Source organism: Nocardioides panacisoli (assembly GCF_039537325.1).
In the GTDB taxonomy this organism is placed as follows: Bacteria; Actinomycetota; Actinomycetes; order Propionibacteriales; family Nocardioidaceae; genus Nocardioides; species Nocardioides panacisoli.
In genome coordinates, this window is sequence record NZ_BAABAH010000001.1 from 151,904 (window position 1) to 175,446 (window position 23,543).

General features: G+C 66.7%; 20 protein-coding genes. 8 read left to right on the forward strand and 12 right to left on the reverse strand.

Annotated elements, in window-relative coordinates; genetic code table 11:
• Positions 1-293 precede the first annotated feature (293 nt).
• Positions 294-2,399: an ATP-dependent DNA helicase gene (locus tag ABD709_RS00750; protein ID WP_344771857.1), complete on the forward strand. Its 2,106-nt coding sequence runs from the start codon at positions 294-296 to the stop codon at positions 2,397-2,399.
• 4 nt (positions 2,400-2,403) lie between these two features.
• Here the strand turns inward: ABD709_RS00750 and ABD709_RS00755 are convergent, their stop codons facing one another.
• Positions 2,404-3,927, reverse strand: coding sequence for an MXAN_6640 family putative metalloprotease (locus tag ABD709_RS00755; protein ID WP_344771858.1), 1,524 nt, complete (start codon positions 3,925-3,927; stop codon positions 2,404-2,406).
• Positions 3,928-3,988: 61 nt separating this feature from the next.
• A complete protein-coding gene (lexA, locus tag ABD709_RS00760; RefSeq protein WP_344771859.1) occupies positions 3,989-4,705 on the reverse strand; it encodes a transcriptional repressor LexA in 717 nt (238 codons plus the stop codon).
• 430 nt (positions 4,706-5,135) lie between these two features.
• On the opposite strand from lexA, the gene ABD709_RS00765 reads away from it, so the two are divergent.
• The gene (locus ABD709_RS00765; RefSeq protein ID WP_344771861.1) at positions 5,136-5,474 is read left to right on the forward strand and encodes a LysM peptidoglycan-binding domain-containing protein; all 339 of its coding nucleotides are present in this window, start codon (positions 5,136-5,138) and stop codon (positions 5,472-5,474) included.
• 221 nt (positions 5,475-5,695) lie between these two features.
• A complete protein-coding gene (locus ABD709_RS00770) occupies positions 5,696-6,037 on the forward strand; it encodes a hypothetical protein (protein ID WP_344771862.1) in 342 nt (113 codons plus the stop codon).
• Position 6,038: 1 nt separating this feature from the next.
• On the opposite strand, the gene ABD709_RS00775 is transcribed toward ABD709_RS00770, so the two are convergent.
• The 5 genes from ABD709_RS00775 to ABD709_RS00795 all read right to left on the reverse strand — a co-directional run bounded on the left by ABD709_RS00775 (position 6,039) and on the right by ABD709_RS00795 (position 9,494).
• Positions 6,039-6,737 carry a hypothetical protein gene (locus ABD709_RS00775; protein WP_344771863.1) on the reverse strand — a complete coding sequence of 233 codons (699 nt, stop codon included), beginning with the start codon at positions 6,735-6,737 and terminating at the stop codon, positions 6,039-6,041.
• A 56-nt stretch (positions 6,738-6,793) separates the two neighbouring features.
• Positions 6,794-7,360: a DUF6318 family protein gene (locus ABD709_RS00780; RefSeq protein ID WP_344771864.1), complete on the reverse strand. Its 567-nt coding sequence runs from the start codon at positions 7,358-7,360 to the stop codon at positions 6,794-6,796.
• Between the two features lie 93 nt (positions 7,361-7,453).
• Entirely contained in the window at positions 7,454-8,386 is a 933-nt protein-coding gene (locus ABD709_RS00785; RefSeq protein ID WP_344771865.1) for a hypothetical protein, read from the reverse strand.
• Positions 8,387-8,516: 130 nt separating this feature from the next.
• Entirely contained in the window at positions 8,517-8,846 is a 330-nt protein-coding gene (locus tag ABD709_RS00790; RefSeq protein WP_344771866.1) for a hypothetical protein, read from the reverse strand.
• Positions 8,847-8,897: 51 nt separating this feature from the next.
• Positions 8,898-9,494, reverse strand: coding sequence for a hypothetical protein (locus ABD709_RS00795; protein WP_344771867.1), 597 nt, complete (start codon positions 9,492-9,494; stop codon positions 8,898-8,900).
• A gap of 373 nt (positions 9,495-9,867) precedes the next feature.
• On the opposite strand from ABD709_RS00795, the gene nrdR reads away from it, so the two are divergent.
• From nrdR to ABD709_RS00815, 4 genes are all read left to right on the forward strand, one after another.
• Positions 9,868-10,338: a transcriptional regulator NrdR gene (gene nrdR / locus ABD709_RS00800; RefSeq protein WP_344771868.1), complete on the forward strand. Its 471-nt coding sequence runs from the start codon at positions 9,868-9,870 to the stop codon at positions 10,336-10,338.
• Between the two features lie 94 nt (positions 10,339-10,432).
• Entirely contained in the window at positions 10,433-13,426 is a 2,994-nt protein-coding gene (locus ABD709_RS00805) for a vitamin B12-dependent ribonucleotide reductase (RefSeq protein ID WP_344771869.1), read from the forward strand.
• A gap of 288 nt (positions 13,427-13,714) precedes the next feature.
• The gene (locus tag ABD709_RS00810) at positions 13,715-14,512 is read left to right on the forward strand and encodes an FRG domain-containing protein (protein ID WP_344771870.1); all 798 of its coding nucleotides are present in this window, start codon (positions 13,715-13,717) and stop codon (positions 14,510-14,512) included.
• Positions 14,509-15,645 (forward strand): GmrSD restriction endonuclease domain-containing protein, encoded by a 1,137-nt coding sequence (locus tag ABD709_RS00815; protein ID WP_344771871.1) that lies wholly within the window; start codon positions 14,509-14,511, stop codon positions 15,643-15,645. The genes ABD709_RS00810 and ABD709_RS00815 overlap by 4 nt, the downstream gene beginning before the upstream one ends.
• Positions 15,646-15,948: 303 nt before the next feature.
• On the opposite strand, the gene ABD709_RS00820 is transcribed toward ABD709_RS00815, so the two are convergent.
• On the reverse strand, positions 15,949-17,850 hold the full coding sequence (locus ABD709_RS00820) for a DUF262 domain-containing protein (protein ID WP_344771872.1): 1,902 nt from the start codon (positions 17,848-17,850) through the stop codon (positions 15,949-15,951).
• 125 nt (positions 17,851-17,975) lie between these two features.
• Positions 17,976-18,968, reverse strand: coding sequence for an HNH endonuclease (locus tag ABD709_RS00825; RefSeq protein ID WP_344772300.1), 993 nt, complete (start codon positions 18,966-18,968; stop codon positions 17,976-17,978).
• Positions 18,969-19,321: 353 nt separating this feature from the next.
• Between ABD709_RS00825 and ABD709_RS00830 the strand changes: the two genes are divergently transcribed.
• The gene (locus tag ABD709_RS00830; protein WP_344771873.1) at positions 19,322-19,744 is read left to right on the forward strand and encodes a very short patch repair endonuclease; all 423 of its coding nucleotides are present in this window, start codon (positions 19,322-19,324) and stop codon (positions 19,742-19,744) included.
• A 229-nt stretch (positions 19,745-19,973) separates the two neighbouring features.
• Here ABD709_RS00830 and ABD709_RS00835 read toward each other — a convergent pair whose 3' ends face one another.
• The 3 genes from ABD709_RS00835 to ABD709_RS00845 form a co-directional block, all read right to left on the reverse strand.
• Positions 19,974-21,044, reverse strand: a complete 1,071-nt coding sequence (locus tag ABD709_RS00835; RefSeq protein WP_344771874.1) for a DNA cytosine methyltransferase — start codon at positions 21,042-21,044, stop codon at positions 19,974-19,976.
• Positions 21,045-21,101: 57 nt separating this feature from the next.
• Entirely contained in the window at positions 21,102-21,827 is a 726-nt protein-coding gene (locus ABD709_RS00840; RefSeq protein ID WP_344771875.1) for a type II restriction endonuclease, read from the reverse strand.
• A 655-nt stretch (positions 21,828-22,482) separates the two neighbouring features.
• Entirely contained in the window at positions 22,483-23,529 is a 1,047-nt protein-coding gene (locus ABD709_RS00845) for a TROVE domain-containing protein (RefSeq protein WP_344771876.1), read from the reverse strand.
• Positions 23,530-23,543 lie beyond the last annotated feature (14 nt).

The window sequence follows — 23,543 nt, forward strand, 5'->3', positions numbered from 1 at the left end:
CGAGGAGGTCGCCCTGGCGACCGGCGCCGGGTGGTCGAGGAGGTCGCCCTGGCGACCGGCGCCCGGTGGTCGAGGAGGTCGCCCTGGCGACCGGCGCCCGGTGGTCGAGGAGGTCGCCCTGGCGACCGGCGCCGGGTGGTCGAGGAGGTCGCCCTGGCGACCGGCGCCCGGTGGTCGAGGAGGTCGCCCTGGCGACCGGCGCCCGGTGGTCGAGGAGGTCGCCCTGGCGACCGTCACGAGACCCTTGTGGAGTCGCGGTGAGAACCGTCGGCGTACGCCGTTAGGGTGCTCCGGTGACCGCGGAGACCGTGCCGAGCAGCGCCGTACGCGAGACGCTCGCAGCCGCCGTCACCGCGCTCGGCGGCCAGGAGCGCCCCGGCCAGCTCGCGATGGCCGAGGCGGTCGCCCACGCCCTCGAGGAGCACCAGCACCTGCTCGTCCAGGCCGGCACCGGCACCGGGAAGTCGCTCGGCTACCTGGTCCCCGCGCTGCACCACGACAAGCGCGTCGTCGTGGCGACCGCGACCCTCGCCCTCCAGCACCAGCTCGTCGAGCGCGACCTGCCGCGGCTCGTCGACGCGGTCGGCGGACGCAAGGGTGTCGACGCGTCCTACGCCGTGCTCAAGGGCCGCTCCAACTACGCCTGTCTGCACCGGATCCGGGAGGGGGCGCCGGACGACCAGGGCGAGCTGATCCAGGTGCCGGAGGGCTCGCTCGGCGCCAAGGTCCTCGAGCTGCGCGGCTGGGCCGAGCAGCAGGCCGAGGACGGCGGTACGGGCGAGAAGGACGCCGCGCCGCGGCACACCGACAAGGAGTGGCGCCAGGTCAGCGTCAGCCACCGTGAGTGCCTCGGCGCCGCGAAGTGTCCGTTCGGCGACGAGTGCTTCGTGGAGCGGGCTCGCGAGAAGGCCCAGAAGTCGCACCTGATCGTCACCAACCACTCGCTGCTCGCGATCGACGCGATCGAGGGCGTGCCGATGATCCCCGAGTACGACGCCGTGGTCATCGACGAGGCGCACGAGCTGACCGCGCGGGTCACCCAGGCCGCGACCGACGAGCTCTGGGCGTCGGAGGTCGAGCGGGCCTCTCGTCGAGCGGTCAAGTACGTCGAGGGCAAGGAGGCCGACGACCTCGACGACGCCGCCGATGCCCTGCGCGCCGCGATCGGCGACGCCGAGCCGGGCCGGTTCGACACCGTCCCCGAGGACCTCTCCGACGCGCTGATCCTGGTGCGCGACGCCGCGCGCGCCTGCGTCTCCGCGTTCCCCAAGCAGCAGGACTCCGACGCCGCCGACGCCGGCTTCACCCAGGCCAAGGGCATGGTCCAGGACGTCTTCGCCACCGCCGAGCGGATGGCCGCCAACGCCGACTCCGACGTCATCTGGCTGACCGAGGGCACCGACCGGTTCCCGCCGCACCTGTGCATCGCCCCGCTCCAGGTCTGGGGCCCGATGCGCGACAAGCTGCTCGCCGACAAGACCGTCGTGATGACCTCCGCCACCCTGATGCTCGGCGGCGACTTCACCACCCTCGCCGCCTCCGTCGGCCTCAAGCCCACCGAGCGCCTGGCGCCCTCCCGCCCGGTGGTTGAGGTGCGAGGCGCCGCCGGTCCGGTGGTTGAGGTGCGAGGCGCCGCCGGTCCGGTGGTTGAGGTGCGAGGCGCCCCGGCGCCGAGCCTCGAAACCTCCGGGCCCGACACCGACGCCCTCCCCGACGACGCCGAGCCCTGGGTCGGCCTCGACGTGGGCAGCCCGTTCGACTACGGCAAGCAGGCCATCCTGTACGTCGCCCGCCACCTCCCGCCCCCGGGCCGCGACGGTCTGGGCACCTCCCAGCTCGACGAGATCGTCGAGCTGGTCGACGCGGCGGAGGGCCGGACCCTGGGCCTGTTCTCCAGCCGCCGCGCGGCGGAGACCGCGGCGGAGAAGGTGCGCGAGCGGCTCCCGCACCTGACCACGCTGGCGCAGGGCGACGCCCAGCTCCCCGAGCTCGCGCGGCAGTTCGTCGAGGACCCGCACACCTGCCTGTTCGGCACCCTCGGCCTCTGGCAGGGCCTCGACGTCCCCGGCGACACCTGCCAGCTGGTGATCATCGACCGGATCCCGTTCCCGCGGCCCGACGACCCGCTGATGAGCGCGCGGCAGCGGGCGGCCGACCAGGCCGGCGGCAACGGCTTCATGCAGGTCGCCGCGACGCACGCCGCGCTGCTCCTCGCGCAGGGCGCGGGCCGGCTGATCCGGACCAACGACGACAAGGGCGTGGTCGCCGTACTCGACCCGCGGCTGGTGACCGCCCGCTACGGCCGGTTCCTGACCGCGAGCCTGCCGCCGATGTGGACGACGACCGACCCGAGGGTGGCCCGCCAGGCCCTCGCGCGCCTGGCGGCCACCGCCGGTTAGCGGCTCAGGGGGTCAGCGTCGCCGTGACGCCCTCGGTGTCGTGGCCCGAGGTCTTCCCGTCGACGATGGTGACCTCGACCCACTTGGTGGTGCTGGGGTCGTAGGCGATGGGCGTCTGCGGACCGCCGCTCGTCACCAGCTGCTTGGTCACCGGCGAGCCGGCCACCTTGGTCACGACGACCGCGCGCCCGGCGCTGCCGGCCGTGCCGAAGTCGAGGTCGAGCGTCAGGTTGCCGACCGATCCGGCGGTAAAGCGGTAGGTCCTCGCGGTGAGGTGCTGGTAGCTCTTCGTCAGGGTCACCGGCGTCGCGCCGACGTTCCGGGTGGCCTCGAGCGGTGCCTTGGGGTACTTGATCCCCTGCTTCGCGACCTCGGCCACCTCGGCGTGGTAGGTCTCCTGCGGCCGGCGGCTGCCGGCGGAGAAGCGGGCGAGCTCGTCGGGCAGGTTGGTGCCGTCCTTGCCGAGCGCCAGCTTGATCGCGCGCAGCGAGTTGTGGCTGGCCTTCTGCCCGGCGCACGCCTTCCACATCTTGAGGATGAGGTCGTTCATGCCCGCGGTCTCGGTGTCGTAGCGGTCGGTCAGGTAGCGGAAGAAGATCCAGTCGCCGTACTGGAAGAGCCCGCGGAAGGTGTTGATCGGGATCTGCGGGTTCGCCAGTGGCCCGTAGGGCAGGTAGAAGGCGTTGTCGTTGATCTTGTCGAAGACCTGATCCTCCGCCCAGGTCGCCGTCGCCTCCATGAACCAGGCGTTCTCGCCGGCGTCCATCGCGAACTGCACGTCGTGGAAGAACTCGTGGGCCGCGGTCACCTTCATGTTCTGCAGCGGCGAGTGGGCCGGGAACTCCCGGTGGCTGTAGTCGTTGTCCAGCACGCAGTAGCCCCACATGCTGCCGTGCTGCACGTGCCGCGGGCCCTCGGGCGCGCAGTAGCCGTAGAGCCCCTGGTCGCCGATCTGGGCGAGGTAGATGTCGGGCTTGTCGTTGCCGCCGCGGCCGCGGTCCGACATCGGCTTGCGGTAGCCGGCGGCGACGTACTTCTGGTCCACCCCGGACACGGTCTTGAGCACCCGGTGGACGTACCGCATGCTCACCGGCGCGTTCTTCGGGTCCTCGCTGGCGGGCACCCAGTGCACGCAGATGGTGTCGTTGCAGATCTGCCGGTCCGCGCCCTGGTAGCAGCGCACGTCCGGGCACCGGTTCGGGTTGGCCGTCGGGCGGGCGAGCAGCCGGTTCGCGCGGGCGCGGTCGGCGGGGGACAGGGCGTCCTTGAGCTGCACCAGGTCGCGCAGCTGGAGGGACAGGTCCCGCTGGGCCTTGGCCGGCGAGGTCAGCCCGTTGAGCAGGTCGGTGACGCTGTCGAGGACCTTCTGCGCGCGTACGGCGCGGTGCGGGTCGGGCTTCGGCTGGGCCGTCACGACGGTCGCCTGGTGGGGCGTGGCGTCCGCCGGCGCCGCCGCGGCGGGTAGTGCGAGGCCGAGCAGGCAGGCGAACAGCAGGGCACGGAGCAGCAGGGGGCCGCGACGGGACATCCGAGACCTTTCGGGTCGATGAGCAGACCCGAACGACCCTACGGGACGACCCCGACGGGCCTCACACCCGGCGCAGGACCGCCGTCACCTTTCCGAGGATGGTGGCGTGGGTGCCGTCGATCGGTTCGAAGGCCGGGTTGTGCGGGAGCAGCCACACGTGGCCGTCCTTGCGCTGGAAGGTCTTGACCGTCGCCTCGCCGTCGATCATCGCGGCGACGATCTCGCCGTTCTCGGCGGTGTTCTGCTGCCGGATGACGACGTAGTCGCCGTGGCAGATGGCCGCGTCGATCATCGACTCGCCGCTGACCTCGAGCAGGAACAGCTGGCCGTCGCCGACGAGCTGGCGGGGGAGCGGGAAGACGTCCTCGATCCGCTCCTCGGCGAGGATCGGGCCACCGGCGGCGATCCGCCCGACGACCGGCACGTTGGTCGCCTGGGGCGAGACATCGCCGATGCCGGTCTCGTCGTACGACGACTCCTCGGCCGCGCCGAGCGAGCGCCGGGCCGCCATCACCTCGGGCAGGAAGACCTCGAGGGCGCGCGGCCTGTTGGGGTCGCGCTTGAGGTAGCCCTTCTCCTCGAGGGTGCGCAGCTGGTGGGCGACGCTGGAGGTGCTGGTCAGGCCGACGGCGGTACCGATCTCGCGCATGCTCGGCGGGTAGCCCCGCATCTCGATGCTGTCCTTGATCGTGGCGAGCACCCGCTGCTGTCGCGGGGTCAGACCCGTGGCGTCCGGCGGCCCGTCGGGCAGTTCGGTCACGGTCTTCTTGCCAGCCATGGGCGTGCCTTCCTGTTGGCGTGCGCTGCGCGCTCGGCGTGGACCGACAGTAACGCCGATCACCTCCGCGTTTCAAACACGTGTTCGAACTGGCGTGTCGTCCCCTCCGGTGGTCGAGAAGGTCGCGCCCGGTGGTCGAGGAGGTCGCGCCCGGTGGTCGAGGAGGTCGCGCCCGGTGGTCGAGGAGGTCGCGCCCGGTGGTCGAGGAGGTCGCGCCCGGTGGTCGAGGAGGTCGCGCAGCGACCGTCACGAGACCCACAGGTCCATCGAACACGATTTCGAACAGACCCTTGATTCGTTCGAACGCATGCTCTAACGTCGTACACATGTTCGATCGAATGTCTGATCGACTGGCTCCCCGGGATTGTGTCGGGGCCTCTCGATAGACATCAGCTCGACAGCGAAATCCGTCTTCCCCCGGAGGTCCACCATGAGCACCGCCTACGCCCCCAGCGTCCAGTTCCGCAGCCAGCGCTCGCAGGTCCGCCTGACGCGCCGCGGCCGCCTGGTCGTCCTCCTGCTCGGCGCGGCCCTGCTCATCGGTGTCGCCCTCTGGCTGGCCGCCGGCTCCGCCGCGACCGACCAGCCGAGCGGGACCGCGCCCTACGAGGTCGTGACCGTCGCCCCCGGCGACACCCTCTGGGACATCGCCGACGGCGCCACCGACGGCAACGTCGGCGACATGGTCGCCGAGATCCGCGACGTCAACTCGCTCACGTCCGGCGAGGTCTTCGCCGGCCAGCAGCTCCGGATCCCCGTCGGCGACTGAAGCCCTCGGTGGTTGAGGTGCGAGGCGCCCCGGCGCCGAGCCTCGAAACCTCCGAGCACAACTGAATACTTCGTCCGCCGCCTCGACCCCGGCCGGACGACGGGCCCTCTGCCCTGGGCCCAGGGGAAGGTGAGGGGCGGGCCGCTGCCGGCCCGCCCCTCACAACATTTCTGAGTAGCGGTGCTCTGGGGGAGAACGATCCCGACCGAGACCGTCGATACATGACCTCCACCGAGTCTCCCTCCACCGCCGGTTCTGTCCTGCTGTACGTCGGCTCGCTCGCCTTCGCGGCTCTCACCTGGGTCGTCTCGTTCTTCGCCTGCGTGTTCATCCGCTTCGGCGCCTCGGGCTGCAACGAGGTGATCCCCGCGCAAGCGCGCCAGGGCCTGCTGAGCCTGGCGGTCGTCGCCGGCCTCGCCGTCGCCGTCTGGGCAGGCGTCTGGTGGCTCTCGCGGAAGCGGGCGGGCGTCGCCGTCATCGGCGTCGTCGCCGTGCTGCCGGCGTTCGTGTTCTTCGTGCAGGGCCTCGACTGGCAGAGCTGGGGCGACGGCTGGTGCTTCTGACTCAGCCGACGAGGACCGGCCGCGCCTCGATGGCGCGCAGGCTCTTCGCATCGCCCTCGATCGTCACCGATCCCGGAACCGTGTGCCACGCCCCGCCGTTCACGCGGTAGTCCGCCACGTACGTCGTGTCCAGGCTCGGTCGGTAGCCACCCTTCTGCAGGTAGTTGTGCGTGATCTGCAGGTGCGGGTACGGCGCCCCCGGCTTGCTCGTCCTGAGGACCGCCCCGTCGTCGAAGTGCCAGGTGTACGACGCGACAGAGATGCGCAGCTCGATCCGCTGCCCCAGAAGCCGCACCGTCCGGTCGAGCGGCCGCTGCTCGGTGTAGAAGTTCGTCTCGAAGTTCACCAGCGTCTTGCCACCCGGCGGCTGGATGATCAGCGGCGACGCCGGCAGCGGGATGCGCTGGAACGCGTCGGCGACCATAGGCGGAGTGATCGTCGGCCGATCGCCAATGGCTGGACAGAACTGGTTGGACCAGAGGACGCGCCCGGTCTCGTCCTCGATCCATTCGAAGTTCGGGTACGACCCATCCGCGCACTGGATCCCGGACATGCAAACCGTGCCGCTGCACATCTGAGCGACGTGGTACTCGCCACTTGGCAGCGCCGACTCGCCGGTGTCAGTGACGCCGCCTGGAGCGGCTGAGCCGGGCGCCTGCTCGGCGCCGTTGACGTTGTACGCCCCGGGCCCGGGCGTCACGGTGTCATCCGCCCCGACCGGTGGCCCTACGACAAGGACGGCAAGCAGGCCAGCGATCACTGCTCTGACCATGACGTGACCTTCCAGCTCTGTCCGCCTGGCTTGATTACGAACCGTGCGTCGAAGGTCCCCGCCGGATAAGTCTGGTTGAGCTTGCCGGCGCCTGAGACGCGCTGCCGGGTGGCATGCACCTTCATCTCGACGATCCAGAAGGGCGCGGCACCGCCCAGATGCATCGCCCTTGCCGCGTCGAGTCTGTTCGTGCCCGTGATCGATCCGTTGCGCCGGTAGACGCTGTCGATCCAACTGACGCCGCTTGCACAGGCATCGCATGAGGGCATGTGCAAGCCGCGGAGAAGCCGGGTATCACCCGTCAGCTGGGCGTAGTTGACGACGTCCCAGTAGTAGCGAACGAAGGCCTCGGCGCCTGCCTTCGTGGCGGTCCTCGCCGCCGCGGGCAGCCTCGGCTCGACAGGTCCCGACGGCGTACTCGAGGACGACGGCGGCGTCGCATCAGTCGAGGCGGTGGGGGAGAACGTGCTGGCGGGGTTGGCGCCGTCCGCGTCCGAGTCGCAGGCCGAGAGCCCGAGGACGAGCACCGTGCACAGCAGGAGCCATTTCATGGGCGACCTCCCGAGATGAAGGATGCTCGGAAACTACCTCCGAGCCGCCCGTGCGACCAGAACGACCGGCCCGGCTGTGGAGAACGACGATCCTCAGGCCGCACGCCGTGCCGCCGCATCGGTCAGCGCCTGCTCGATCTGGGCGTAGAACTCGTCGGGCTGGAGTCGCAGCCCGAGCAACGGCACGCGCAGGACGACGTCCCGCTCGAGCGCGAGGGAGTTCTGACGGAGGGCGTCGCCGACGACGTTCTCGACCCAGGTGTGGTGGATGCCGTCGACCTCGACGACCACGCCGAGGTCCGGCCAGTACAGGTCGAGGTAGTACCTCCCGTCACGCCCCCTCCGCACCACCTGCTGCGCAGGCGCCGGCAGCCCGCGTCGGCGCAGCTCCCGCATCAGGTCGAGCTCTCCCAGCGACCGCACGCCACCGAGGAGGTCGTTGACCACGGCGGCCAGCAGCTGTCGCCGCTTGTGCCGGCGGACCGTCAGCAGCTCGTGCCCGATCTGCTCGGGACGGGCCATGCCCTGCTGGACGACGAGCGTCAGCAGGTACGTCGCCTGACGGTCGGACTTCGCCCACAGGGCCGCCCGGACCGCGGCGACCGGTACCCGGGTTCGCGGGACGCCACCAGGCGCCCGGTCGGTGCGCCGCAGGCGGCGGGTCTCGCGGATGTCGAACCGCTCGGTACGGCGTACGCGCGCGCCCTTGGGCACGGAAACGCGGATCCGGTCGACGTCGTACCGCTGCAAGCCGGAGGCGAGGAGGCTCGACGCGCCGTCGAGCATCGCCCGAGGTCCGCCCTGGAGCACCGCCGCCCACTGCATCCCGAGTTCGGGCAGCGGCCCGGTGTGCACTGCCACGACCTGGTCGGTCACGCGCTGCCAGCGACGGGCGCGGAGGTGCGCGGTCACCTCGGACCGGGTGACGCCGAGGGCGTACAGCTGCTTCCGGGCGAGGACGCCACCCTGCTCGTCGGCGAGCGCGAGCGCGCGCCGCCAGCGAGGGCCGGTCAGGAGTGTCGTCACGCCGGAGAGCATCCGTCCGATCGCCCTCGAGCGCGACCGCCGACCCGCCCCCCTGTGGACGACGCGCACAACGTCCTACGAACTGCGCGCCCCAACGTGCGATTCGCAGGACGTTAGGGCTGCCGCGCGCTCAGCGAGCGGCGCGCTTGCCGCCCTTGACCGCGCCGACGACCTTGGGCGGCTTGGGCGGCGGGGCGCTCGTCCAGCCGATGGCGCGGGAGAAGCGCACGACCAGCATCAGGCCGAGGAACAGGCAGGCGACGGCGCCGACGGCGCACACGCCGAGGTAGAACCACGCCTGGTCGTCGCCGTCCTTGCGGGCGGTCGAGCCGAAGTCGATGGCGGCGTACACGAGGTAGCCCCAGGCCACCACGGCGAGCGTGATGCCGACGGCAAGCAGCAGCAGGACAGGGCGGAAGCCGCCCTTGACCTTCTCGCCCGCTCGCTTGCCCGAACTCACGTGCGCATTGTGACTGATGGGGCCAGGAGATTCCGGCGACCGGCCGATCCGTTACCCCTGCGAGACCGAGTAGGTCACCACGACGCCGCTACCGGTCGACACGGCGAGCAGGACGTCGTACTTGTCGCACTTCAGCTGGCCCACGGCGGAGGGACCGCTCCCGGTCTTGTCGATCTCCACCTTGCAACCCGCGTCGGTGAGCAGCTTCTCGGCGACGTCGTACTCCTTGGAGACGTTCTTGCCGTCCCGGATGGTGACGTTCCAGCTCAGCGGCTTCTTGCTGTAGTTGCCGGAGACGATCTCGCCGTCAACGGGCGGTACGGCGTCGGTGGGGAACGCGTTCGGGAGCGGGACCGGCTCCTGGGTCTTGTCGTCGCTACCGTCGGAGCTGTCGTCGGCGCTGTCCGAGCTGTCGCTGGAGCCGTCGCTACTGTCGTCCGAGCCCTTGCCCTTGTCGCCCTTGCCGTCCTTGCCGCCCTTGGCGTCGTCGGAGGAGTCCGAGCTCGCCGTGCTGTCGGAGCTGCTCGTGCCCTGGCTGCTGCCGGCGTCGTCGCTCGACTTGTCGTCGGAGCCGCCGCACCCGGTGAGGGCGAGCAGGCTGGCGAGCGCGGCGCCGGCGGCGACGAGTCGGAGGTTGGTGCGGTACATCGGGGCTCCCGGGAGTCTTCGGAGGAAACAGGCCTTCAGGCTCGGACGAACCTAGACGGCCCGTCCCAACAACGGCCGCGGAATCAGGGAACTTTCAGGTCCGACACGCCGGTCGACGTACGGCGACAGGCGGCCTGACCTGCACGAACGCGACCCAGATCACATCTCGCGAAATCTCTTTGCCCCGCCACTTGCACCGGTGGTGGTGCGGGCGTACTGTCACCACTACATCTAGTAGTTACAAGGATGTAGTTCATCCACAGAGCATCCACAGAACGACCCGGTGGAGTGCACAGGTTACGACTAGATATCCACAGCAAGTGGCAGGCCCGCGGAGGGCCTACTTCGTCATGTCCGGGAGGAGGACCGTCCCATGCACTGCCCTTACTGCAAGCACCAGGACACCAAGGTCCTCGACTCCCGCGTCGCCGACGACGGCTGCTCGATCCGGCGCCGCCGGATGTGCCTGGACTGCGAGAAGCGGTTCACGACCGTCGAGCTGATGCAGCTGACCGTGCTCAAGCGCTCCGGCGCCACCGAGCCGTTCAACCGCGAGAAGGCCGTGTCCGGCGTACGCAAGGCATGCAAGGGGCGTCCCGTCGACGAGGACGCCCTGGCCCGGCTCGGCCAGGAGGTCGAGGACCAGCTCCGCCTCGCCGGCAGCCCGGAGATCGCCGCCCACGAGGTGGGCATGGCGATCCTCGGCCCGCTGCGGCGGCTCGACGAGGTGGCCTACCTCCGGTTCGCGAGCGTCTACCGCGGATTCGAGTCCGCGGACGACTTCGAGGCGGAGATCTCGATGATGCGCGCCGAGCGCGAGCTCACACCGGCCCCGTCGGGCTGAAAAACACAGACCGCCCGGCAGGTTGTGGGGAAGCAGCCTGCCGGGCTCCAACGTTGAACAAGTAGCAGTCCACAGCAGGGGGATCAGGAGCGTCATGACCGAGACCGCGAGCACGTCAGCAGGGACCACGGGTGCACAGCCCGGACTGAAGATCGAGCGGGTCTTCAGCACCGAGGGGACCCATCCCTACGACGAGATCACCTGGGAGCGCCGCGACGTCGTACAGACCAACTGGAAGACGGGCGAGACCGTCTTCGAGCAGCGCGGCGTGGAGTTCCCCGACTTCTGGTCGGTCAACGCCTCGACGATCGTCACGACGAAGTACTTCCGCGGCGCCGTCGGCACTCCCGAGCGCGAGACCGGTCTCAAGCAGCTCATCGACCGCGTCGTCGGCAAGTACGTCGAGGCGGGCGTCGCGAACGGCTACTTCGAGACCGACACCGACGCCGAGGTCTTCGAGCACGAGATGACCTGGCTCCTGGTCCACCAGTACTTCTCGTTCAACTCCCCGGTCTGGTTCAACGTCGGCACCAAGTCCCCCCAGCAGGTCTCGGCGTGCTTCATCCTGTCCGTCGACGACTCGATGGACTCGATCCTGAACTGGTACAAGGAGGAGGGCTTCATCTTCAAGGGCGGCTCGGGCGCCGGCCTGAACCTCTCCCGGATCCGCTCCTCCAAGGAGCTGCTCTCCTCCGGCGGCACCGCCTCCGGCCCGGTCTCCTTCATGCGCGGCGCGGACGCCTCCGCCGGCACCATCAAGTCCGGCGGCGCCACCCGGCGCGCGGCGAAGATGGTCGTGCTCGACGTCGACCACCCCGACATCGAGGAGTTCGTCGAGACCAAGTGGCGCGAGGAGGACAAGATCCGCGCGCTGCGCGACGCCGGGTTCGACATGGACCTCGGCGGCAAGGACATCACGTCCGTGCAGTACCAGAACGCCAACAACTCCGTCCGGGTCACCGACGAGTTCATGCGCGCGGTCGAGGACGGCACCGAGTTCGGCCTGCGGGCCCGCAAGACCGGCGAGGTCATCGAGACCGTCGACGCCCGCCAGCTGTTCCGCAAGATCAGCGAGGCCGCGTGGGCCTGCGCCGACCCGGGACTGCAGTACGACGACACGATCAACGACTGGCACACCAACCCCGAGACCGGCCGGATCACCGCGTCCAACCCGTGCTCGGAGTACATGTCGCTCGACAACTCCTCCTGCAACCTGGCGTCGCTGAACCTGCTGAAGTTCCTCAAGGACGACGACACCTTCGACGCCGAGCTGTTCGTGAAGGCGACCGAGCTGATCATCACCGCGATGGACATCTCGATCTGCTTCGCGGACTTCCCGACCGAGGCGATCGGCGCCACGACGCGCGACTACCGCCAGCTCGGGATCGGCTACGCCAACCTCGGCGCGCTGCTGATGGCGATGGGCCTGGGCTACGACTCCGACGGCGGCCGCTCGATGGCGGCGACGATCACCTCGCTGATGACCGGTACGTCGTACCGGCGCTCGGCCGAGCTGGCCGGCATCGTCGGCCCCTACACCGGCTACGCCCGCAACGCCGAGGCGCACAACCGGGTGATGCGCAAGCACCAGGCCGCCAACGACACCGTGCGCACGATGCACGTCGCCGACGCGACCGTGCACAAGGCCGCGACGGCCGAGTGGGCGAAGGTCGTCGAGCTGGGCAAGGTCAACGGCTTCCGCAACGCCCAGGCGTCGGTGCTCGCGCCGACCGGGACCATCGGCTTCATGATGGACTGCGACACCACCGGCATCGAGCCCGACTTCTCGCTGGTGAAGTTCAAGAAGCTGGTCGGCGGCGGCTCGATGCAGATCGTCAACCAGACGATCCCGCGGGCGCTGAAGAAGCTCGGCTATGACGAGGAGAAGATCGAGGCGATCGTCGCCTACATCGCCGAGCACGGTCACGTCGTCGACGCCCCGGGCCTCAAGCCGGAGCACTACGAGGTCTTCGACACCGCGATGGGCGAGCGGGCGCTGGCCCCGATGGGTCACGTCAAGATGATGGCGGCCTGCCAGCCGTTCCTCTCCGGCGCGATCAGCAAGACCGTGAACCTGCCGGAGTCGGCGACGGTCGAGGAGATCGAGGACATCTACCTGCAGTCCTGGAAGCTCGGGCTGAAGGCGACCGCGATCTACCGCGACAACTGCAAGGTCGGCCAGCCGCTGTCCGACGGCGGCGGCAAGGCCAAGAAGGACGCAGAGTCCGCTGGTCGAGGTGCGAGCGAAGCGAGCCTCGAGACCAAGGACGTCCAGGTCGTGGAGAAGGTCGTCTACGCCCCGACCCGCAAGCGCCTCCCGAAGTCCCGTACCTCCCGCACCACGTCCTTCACGGTCGGCGGCGCCGAGGGCTACATGATCTCCGGCGCCCACGACGACGGCGAGCTCGGCGAGATCTTCCTCAAGCTCGGCAAGCAGGGCTCGACCCTGGCCGGCGTGATGGACGCGTTCTCGATCGCGGTCTCGATCGGCCTGCAGTACGGCGTCCCGCTGGAGACCTACGTCTCGAAGTTCACCAACCTGCGCTTCGAGCCCGCCGGCCTCACCGACGACCCCGACGTCCGGATGAGCCAGTCGATCATGGACTACATCTTCCGCCGCCTCGCCCTGGACTACATGTCCTTCGAGCAGCGGTCGATGCTCGGCATCTACTCCGCCGAGGAGCGCCAGCGCCACCTCGAGACGGGCTCCTACGAGCCCATCGAGGAGACCGGCTCCGCCGCCGAGCTCATGGAGGACAGTTCCGTTGGTCGAGTAGCGGAGGCGAGGAACGAGCCTTCGCGTATCGAGACCTCCGACGCTTCCGCTGGTCGAGGTGCGAGCGAAGCGAGCCTCGAGACCAAGGAAGCCACCATCGACCCGGCGGCATCGCACGACTCCGAAGGCCACAACGAGCGCTCGGTCCCGGCAACCCCGGCGAAGACGGCGCACACCTCCGCCGAGCTCCTCGAGCAGATCACCGGCCACGCAGTCGACAGCCCGCTCTGCATGACCTGCGGCACCAAGATGCGCCCGGCCGGTAGCTGCTACGTCTGCGAGGGCTGCGGCAGCACCAGCGGCTGCAGCTGAGCACCCCGACTTGAACGAAGGGCGGGTACCCGAGGGGGTACCTGCCCTTCGTCGTTCGAGGCGAGGTCCCGACGGACCTGCCCAGCGTCTTGGTCAAGATCAGCCAAGCCCGCGGCTCGAATCCCTCAGAACTCGGACCCCGATTTGCACGTGTCGTCCAGCAAGGCATGCTTTCGCAAGCGTGCACAGTCCCGCCCACGGCGATGAACACCGAGAGGAAGACGAGACTGGGCAAGACGCTCCCTCATTGCGGTACGGCGCTCGCCTCGCTCCGATACCGTCGTCCCCGTGACCGTGAAGGAAGAGGTCGTGCAGTCCATCTCAGACTACGTCAGACTGGTGCTGGAAGACTTTTCGGCAGCGCGCCATTGGTTTCGCGGCCAGGGCTGTCACAGGCGCCTTCTCCGACCATCTCTCTTCCGGCGGATCGAGCCCTACTCTGCTAGTGACATGATCGCGAAGGAACTCGCGCTGATCACGCGCTTTCGTCAGCGAAGCCTTCCCCTCTGGCCCGAGGGCTACCCGCAGGACGATTGGGAGCAGCTATTCGCAATGCAACATTTCGGTGTCCCGACGCGCCTTCTCGACTGGAGCGAAAACGCAACAGTCGCCGCATATTTTGCGGCAGACCACGACGCGACGCGATGCGAGTGTGAAGTCGGCGATTGTCGGCCGACGATCTGGATTCTCGACCCTGTCCGCCTCAACCGCCTAAATTCCCGCCTAGACGGGTACGGCGAGGCGATTGGCATCCTCTCCACAAACTCTGAAGCCATCGAGCCCTGGGCGCCTGGCACAGAGGAAACCCGATTTGCTCCGTGGCCGGTCGCGCTCCATGGGACGCACAACAGCGCGCGGATCGTGGCGCAGCAGGGCACATTCACGGTGATGGGCAAGGAGGGAGCTGCTTTGGAGACGTCACCTGCAGTCCAGGACAACGACGAGGTTCTCGCGAAGGTCGTTTTCGAAACCGACCACAGTATGCTCATGACGGAGTTGCGCGCACTTGGCGTGACTAGGCCTACGGTGTTCCCTGACCTTCCTAGTGTCGCTTTCGATGTCACCGTGGAGGAACTCGGCTCATGAGCGATCTCGAGAGAGAAATCTCTGACGCGCGCATTGAGATATCAGCTGACTCGATTAGCATGTCGATCAGTGAGTTGACCAATTTGTACCGGGAGGGCGTGCTTGAGATCCGCCCCGAATTTCAGCGACTCTATCGGTGGAGCCAGGAGCAAAAGAGCAGACTCGTCGAAAGCGTGTTGTTAGGAATCCCATTGCCCTCACTCTTCGTCTCCCAGGCCGAGACGGGGAAGTGGGAGCTGGTCGATGGGCTTCAGCGAGTCAGCACGCTGCTCGAGCTTCAAGGAGTATTGAGGGCCACGGGTGGGATCAAGCTCCCAGCCTTGACTCTCTCGGGAACCAAGTTCCTTCCGCACCTTGACGGGATGAGTTGGACGGGTGCCGACGGCAATCGGCTGACAGAAGCTCAAAAGCTCGACATCCGCCTAGCGCGTCTCGACCTCCGTGTAATCAAGCGAAGCTCCGACCCCAAGACGAAGTTCGATCTATTTCAAAGACTAAACAGCTTCGGCTCCACGCTGGAGCCTCAAGAGATTCGATCCGCGATGATCGCGGGGACGAACTCCGAAGCGCTGGCGTGGTTGAACCGGCTGGCTGCGAATGAGTTCTTCGTGGACTGCTTAGGCCTGACGGAGCGCCTGACCGATGAACAGTTTGACGTTGAACTCGTTCTACGATTCCTTATGCTTCATGATCGCTCCTTGGACGGGATGCGCGCCGCTTTGGCGGACTTTTCGACAAAGCTCGACGACTGGGCGGTGGACCTCGCTGCAAACTACCCGGAGGGGTCGGATCAACTGGAGGATGTGTTCGTGGAGACGTTCACTTCACTGGCGGCCAATGGTGGCGATAGGATATTTCGCAAGTGGGACGCTGCAAGAGGGCGTTTCCGGGGGTCATTTCTGAACACATCTTTCGAGGTCATCGCCCTCGGTGTCGGCTACCATATCGCCAACGGTTTGCCCCACCGGACTGACTATCTCGACGCTGCCCGCGAGCTATGGCTCTTGCCCAATATGAACACGAGGTTCGCAACCGGCCTGGCGACGCAGGATCGATTCGCGAAGACCATCCCAATCGGGCGGAAACTAATGGCGGATCCTCCGGTGCAGATTACGGCGGCCGATCTCCCATGAAGACGGCCCAGCAACCGATGGGACCCGGGCGGGGTTGTCCCAGATAACGGTACCTTCGATGCACGCTCGCGAGTCTCGCCGAAACTGAACCTGCCACGACAACAGCTGTTTTTTTCTCGTCCATCGACCAGGTTCATCATGAAATGGTTAACGGCCGTGCTGCCGCCGAAGCCAGCGGGAGGAGCCTCAACGTGGTTGGGATGCGCTGGCGACCGCGCGGGGCGGGTGAGGCCGCTGACCATGGGTCGGCGGGTGTTGAACCTCGGGTGTCTAGAGCCCGGCGGTCTTCTCCGTTGCGGCCTTCTAAGGCAGTGGCCAGATGGTGATCGCCGTCTTGGCAAGCGACGTCGACCGCAGGTCAATCTCGGCACGAGTCCACCGCTGGTTCGCGAGCACCATCTTGCTAAGTTCTAAACGAAGGTTTCCCTTGATCCAGCGCCTTTTGTCCATCTTTAGGCCGGGCTGATTGAATGGTAGATTGCTCAGCTCAGAGTTGTAAGCGGTTAGGGTCAGATTCCCCGACACGTCGACAAGCGTCTGCCAAGTCTCCTGCGGGTCCGGATCGCCCCAAGATGCCAGGTCCATGCGCCAAGCCGCCGGGAAGGACTGAGGGAGGATGTGTTCGATCGAGTAATCGCCGCGGGTGGTTCCAATGACGATCTGTGGAGCCTCCTTGCCATCCAGGTGGACGGCGATCCTCTTGAGCACAAAGAAGGTCCACCGTTGACCCTTAGGTCGGTATAGTGGACGTCGCATCATGGCATCGGTCAGCTCCGCATCAGTCGGCCAGCGTCGAAGCTTCTCGCTGAGGCCTTCAAGGAGCGCAGACTCGAACGCGCTGGCTGTCGTCTTGCGGCGGATTTGCTGGGTAAGTCGAGCGAAGATGCTTCGAAGGTCGTTAGGTGGCACTTGCGCGATGAAACGCCGCACCACAAAGCTCTCGAGGTAGCTCAGGATTCTGAGAACATCGGCCTGCTTGAGCTGTCCTCCCCTAAAGCGATCGAGCACCTCCATTAACACCGGCTCCATGGGCACGACGCCCCACTCCTGCAGGCGCACAAGAGCTGCGACTATCGCCTTTGGCACGGTAACGCCGGCGCCGAACTTCGCCCGATCTGATGGAATATTGGGCCGCGTGATGAGAAGGTATGTCCATCCAGCGTTGTGCATGTCCCTCAACTGCTTTCGGACAGACGCTTCAGAGAAGCCGGGTGGCGACAGCAGCTTGACGGCACTGCTGTATATCTCCTTCGCGGGAACGTTGTATCCATGTCGGATAACCCACGTGTGGAGATATGCTTGCAGAAGTTCCTTGCCCATTACGGCTTCCATTGGGGTCCAAAACTCGGCATGCGCGCGCTTTCCGCCCTTAGGCATCAGCATGAACACCGCGTTTCGAGTCAGGTCCACCTGCGAGAGTGGAAGCCCCTTGCTATTGAGTGTCGCGAAGATCTGATAGGCGCTCTCAGGTGGGACGTCGGAGATTGAGACCAGTTCGAGCTGGGTACCTACAACGGACAAAAGTGTCTCCCAATCCCAAACGACATAAGATTGGCCATCGTCGTCGGAGTGGTTGTCGTCTTCGAAGTCAGTGTCCGCGTCGACAAGGTCACTATTGACGGTCTCGTCTGCACTGTCCGCCTTGTCCCCTGAGTCCTCGGAGACGTCGGGGTCAGCGTCCTCTTCGGTCGGACCTTGATACAGCCTGTCGACGATATAGGCATATGCCTTGTAGACCAACGTGCGTTTGTCGGGATCGCCTTGTTGAATGATCTCATCATAGGACGCGCGATCATCGGCACCAGGACGAACCCGCGAGGAAGAGATCTTGTCTTGTTTGAAATGGGCAAGATACTGCTGAGTGATCTCCGCCTTCTCAGCCGGATCGTCAACCAGTTCGTCGCGGATCGCGGCAACGATAAGGGAGAGTGTAATGAGCCGTTGCTGACCGTCGATGATGGGACATTCGACAGGGCCCAAAGCTTTGGTCGAGGCCGCGCCGACGACGACAGATCCGATGAAGTGGGAGTCGGTGCGACCATGATCTATAGCATTTGTGTACAGTCGAAGGATGTCGCTCCATAACTCAGCGACGGACTTGTTCGCCCGCCAGGAGTAGGCCCTCTGGTACTCCGGCACGTAGAATATTCGACCTTGGTCGATCAGCTCCACAAATGGTCCGTGTGCTGTGTCCAGCTTGCTCACAGGCGCTCCGTTCGGCGGACTGATTCTGTCAGGCACAAACTAGAATCAGTTGCTGAGCATAGGTGGTGGTGGACGATGACGGGTCGAAATCAAGGTCCGTGACGACGGTCTGCCGCTGCTGACGCTCACGTCCAGTCATAAGCCGCCCGATAGAGGTCATAGCGCGCCCAGAACATTGAGGAGCGCGGTCGTGCTCGGGGGTCGTAGGGCTCAGCCAGGCGTCGGTACGTCGAGTCCCGTAAGACGGCAGCCTGATCTGACCCAAAGAAGTCAGGGTGCAGGACCACTTCACGGGATTGCGGATGCACAGCGACCAAGTGTCGGTCGAACGCCACGTGGTGATTCGGACACAGTGCGAGGCCGTTCCACACTGCATCATCAGATCCGGGCGCAGAAGCCGGGTAGATGTGTGCTCCTTGGGTGAGGTTCAGTCCCAGACCACACATGGCGCACATTCCGTCGTAGGCCTCCCTGACACGGGCTGAGAAGCGCCAATCGCGGATGATGCGCGAGGCGGCGCGGCGCGCCCGGTTTGCAGCTGGAGGGTTGTCGTCGAACGTGAGTCCCGCCGCGTCAACGATGTCCTGTACGCGCGTGTCATCGTCTTCGATCCAGGCTTGATCGCTGACATCAGCTGCCTGAACCGCGATCGGGAGTAGGCGCGCGTCGAAGCACCGGATGACTTCACCGGCACCCGATGTGAAGCTCGACCAACCGGTCTGGAGAGCTTCGTTGAGGCTGTCCATCGTGGCAAAGACCGAGTATCGCGTTCGAATTCCAGTGCGCCGATGTGCGTCGGCGAGGACTAGGATCGGCCACTCGATATGCGACGCGTCATCGTCGAGCCACAAGCCCACAAGTAGCGATCGGTGCCCAGGTATGTGTTCGATGGGCCGGTCCGGCCCAGGATTCTGGAAGCGCCGCTCGACCTGGTCCCGGTTGCGGCCGCTGGGTCCCACCAGGCTAACGAACAGAGCAACTGAGACGACGCTGTCATCGATCCGGATTTTCCCGAGAGCTGGCCACCCGTTCCGAGGGTCACTGATGTGCAGAACGTCTCTTCCGACCGCCTGTTCAAGCTGCAGCGCTAGCGACGATCGGCTCGCGACCACGTGCATCCCCGTTCTCTTGTTGGACACGACAGAGTAGTGAAGCTATTGCGACTTCGGGGTCGCGCTGTATGGCTGGAGCGACTTTTCGATGTCATGCGCCGCTGCGCTCCAGGCGATGGATTGCGACGCGCGGCAGATCGCCAGGCATCGCAACAATGACCTGGTGGCCACTCGCAGAACAACACCTCGGAGCAACCGAGGTCGACATCGTCGGCGCGACGCTCGTGTGCGGTGAGTAGGGAACGTACGCTTGGCCGGCTGCGCACAGGCCCTTCTAGGTAGCATCTCTCCGTGCCGACCCTCGACCACGCGCGGGACTGGAGTGTGCCCCGCTCCCCTCGTGCAGGAGCGTTCTTCAAGTGACTGCTGGGTACCAGGCCTGGGCGTCGTCCGCCGCCTCGCAGCAGGTGATGAGGGCGAACCGATCGCGCGACACCGGTCCAGAACTTGCGGTTCGAAGGCTGCTGCACGCCGCTGGACTTAGGTATCGCGTGGATTGCCGTCCTGAGGCCTCTCTACGCAGGAGGGCAGATGTCGTTTTTCGCAGCCGCCGCGTCGCGGTTTTCATCGATGGCTGTTATTGGCATGCCTGCCCGGAGCACGGAACCGTCGCTCGGACCAACGCCGAATACTGGTCAGCCAAGTTGGCGCGAAACGTTGAGCGTGACCAGGAGACGACGGCGCTACTCCAAAGTGCGGGTTGGCGGGTCCTTCGCTACTGGGAGCACGACGACCCTCGCGCAGTCGCCGCTTCGATCTTCGCAGCGCTTGCAGAACGTTAAAGGCTTCAGACGATGCAATCGTCAGTGATCGAGCATTACCGTTGCTCGAGGTTCGAGCCGTGCGGCCTCGGGGTCTCCACGGGCCGCGGACGTAGGGCACTTCCCGACCCAGTCGCGCCGTTTAGTAGTAGATCCGTTTCAGAAGCGCGGCATCTTGCAGGCGAACGGACGGCCGCTTAGATCGCTGTGTTGACGGGTTCGCGGCCGCCGATGTGAAGGTCTCGAGGACTCACTGGCTTCGGTTGGTTGCGGCGACCTGTTCGACGACCTTTTGAGCGAGGAGCGGTGGCACCGAGTTTCCGAGTTGGGCCTGAACTCGCGCTCGCGTGCCGACCAGTTCGAACTCGTCGGGGAATGTGAAGAGGCGCTTGACCTCCGCGACGCGGAGGCGACGGCTCTCCCAGTGGAAGGGACCGACATTCGGCCCGGGCTGCGCCTGGATGGTCGGTGACGGCTTGTTCGGATCGAGCTTGAGCAGGAACGACCAGTAGCGGCTGCGGTAGGTGAACTGCGGTTCGGGGTGGCCGCGCTCGGCCGTGTAATACAGGTAGTTGTCGCCTGGCGGGATGCCCGGAAGCAGGTGGCCCCAGGTGCCGCGCACGACCTCGGTCGGCTCGGGGTCAGTGACGAGTCCAGCTAAGGCTTCGCCGGCGGTGACGTGCGGCCGTGCTCCGTTGCCGCTCGCCCGTCGCTCCCAGAGGCCCCCGTGGGTCGGCTCCGGCAGCTCGGGAACTTTGCCGCCCTTACGTACACCGACGATGAAGAGGCGCGGCCGGGCCTGCGGCACGCCGTAGTCGGCGGCATTTAGCACCCGGTAGTTGAACTCGTAGCCGGCCTCGTGCAGTTCCTTAAGCAACCGGGTGAAGGCTGGGCGGCTGGCCTTGTTGTTGTAAGTCAGGGCGTATACGTTCTCGAGCACGAAGGCGCGGGGCTTCGCCTCGGCGAGCACGCGAGTGTAGGCCTGCAGCAGCGAGGCGTCGGGGTCAAGGCCTTCGCGCTTCCACTCCAGCCAGAAGCCGCTCTTCGAGAACGGGGTGCATGGCGGGCCGCCGATCAGCAGCTCAGGGCGCTCACGTCCCTTCAGGCCGGCAGCCCGGAGGATTTCTCTGGTCGGGATGTCAAGGATGTCGCCCTGAATAACCGGCGACGCCAGCCCCGAGAAGTTCTTCTCCATGGTGAGCGCGGCGTCGCGGTCGTACTCAACGGCTGCTCGGACGTGGTAGCCGGCCCGCTCTGCGCCCAGATCTAGCCCGCCTGCGCCGGAGAACAACGAGATGGCGATGCCCTGGGAGCTACTCATGGCTGCACTCTGCCAGCACGGTCCGACGGTTCGCTGGACGCTCGCCGAATGTCGACATTAGGAGTCCTGGCTGGCCAGCAGCTTGTCGAGCTGCTGCTGGACGACGCGACCGATCTTAAAGGGGTACTTGCGCCAGAACTTGTAGAACTCGTCGGGCGTGCTGAACTCGCCGTCACCGTTGCGGAGGGCTTCGATATCCACGACCGCGCCGATGTACTCGCGCGTGGTCGACGAGCGCTGCCTGCTGGCGATCTTCCACGACGGCTGCACGATCAGCTCGAGGTCATCGACGCGCGACGTCGACTCTTCGTTCAGGGTATAGATGCCGATGACGTCGAGATGTGAGGCGTAGTCCTCGAACGGCCGGAAGGTGCCGGGCCAGTGCAGCTTCGGATACCGGAAGTAGGTGTTGCCCGTGTAGAGCGTGATGCGGCTGTCGGTGTTCTTGCTGACGCCCTTCTTGAGGCTCTTTCGTCGGGCGATCTTGATGTCGACGGCGTGGAACTCCCCGTCGAGCGCATCACCCGTGAATTCCAGATCGGGATAGCCGCGCTCGGTCCCGCGACGTGTCTCGACGCCGTCCAACTCGCCTGCTGCATCTAAGAGGTAGTCAACGATCCCCACCTCGAGCACGTTTGCCAGCGCCGCTGGCTCCTTCGGGAGCGGCAGCAGATGACCGCCGGATGCGATCAGGGTGTCGAGTTCTGCCTCGCTGTGCGCTACCAGCGGCCAGTCATGATCACCGCGCGCCTGGAAGATCCCGCGGAGGTCGAACGAGTACACGCTGCACGTTGTTCGCAGCCAGGGCTCAAGATCGAGTCGCGGCACGGCCCGAGCATGCCAGGGCCGATCGAAGGATCCCCGGATCTGTGACCGCGTGGCGATCAGATGGCGGCGAGATCGAAGGCGACCCCGTCCTCGGACATGATCCCCCGAGGAGGTGCAGGCGTCCTTGCAGTTCCCCCCGGACCAGCGACCAGTTCAGCCGCACCGACACTCGTTGCGCCACAGGATCCGCATCCGTACTTCGGGCCTGCGGTACGGGCAGCGCGACCGAGTGGAGGTTCAAGGAGCGTGGCCGAGCAGTAGTGATCAGAAGGCCCTCGATGGCGCGCCGCATGCTCCCGCGGCGACGTCGGCGAGGTCTTGCGGGCGACCGGGTTCTTGCCCCGAGTGGCTGAGAAGTGTTTTCACCTCACCACATAGCGTGTGACGTCCCTCTTCGCCGATGACGGCAAGGTTGGCTCCGTCGCGCACGACAGTCAGCTGGTGCTGGATCCGGTTTGCTTGCTCCGAGGGCATGTCACCACCGTGCCACAGGGATCCCGCGAGCGGTCCGTCGGCAGAAATCGTCAAGCGTCCTGGCGGCTAGTTGCGAGGCGAATAGCCAGGGGCGGCACCTGTCGGTGCCGCCCCGGGCGTCATACCAGCTCGACCGTCAGAGTCCGCGGGCGAACTCCGTGATCAGCGACGGCACGGCGGCGTCGAAGCCGACGACGTCGAGCATGCCGGAGTCACTGGGGTCGGCGATGCTGAAGCCGGTGGCGGTCATGCCGACCACGATCAGCTTCGCGTCGATCCCGGACCGGCGGCGGTACTCGGCGAGCGCCTGGTGCGGGTGGATCGCACCTGCCCAGGTCTCGTTGTCGGTGTAGACGACGAACGTGTCGATCTTCAGCCGCTTCTCCGTCGCGTAGATCATCGGCAGGGTGCAGTCGGTGCCCGCGAACGGCATCGCGTCGGCAACGCGCAGGGCGTCGTCGAGTCGCTGCCGCGGCGAGATCCGCAGCGGCGCCAGTGCGGACTCCCGCCACGTGCGGGCGCCGTACCGGCTCGTGAAACCGACCGCCGTCGCCGACGGCTCGGTCGCGAGCTGGACCAGCGCCAGCGCCGCGGACGCCTCCCGCGCCGAGATCGGCATGCCGGAGATCGACTGGGTCATCGAGCCGGACACGTCGACCGCCAGCAGCGTGCGCTTGCCGGACGGCTTCACCGCGCCGAACGCCGTGTAGAACGCGGCGTCCAGCGCGTCGGTGACCTTCCGCGACGGCGCCCAGGTCGCACCACTGCGCGCCGAGTGGCCGGACGCGTAGGTGCGCTGCGCGACCAGCACGTTGACCGGGTGCACCCGGGCCGCGCGCAGCCGAGCGGGGTCGGTCAGCTGGGCGACGACCTCGTCGGTACGGCCGCCGATGTCCGGCAGCATGCCGAGCCGGGTCGGCCGCGGAAGCTGACGCATCAGCGCCGTCTGCGGCACACCGCTGTCGTGCAGCGCGTCCCAGACCGCGACCTCGCCATGTGCGGCGTCGGGGAGCATCTCCCACGACAGGCCGTACTCGCGCACGAGCGCCGCCCAGGTCGCCGTGTCGCCGGCCTCTTGTGCCCGCACGAAGCCCTCGATCAGCCGAGGCGTGCGGTCGCCCACCGAGCCACGGACGATCCAGTCGAAGGTGTTCTGTGCCGCAGGTCCTTCCGGGATCCGCACCCGCGTCCGCCGAC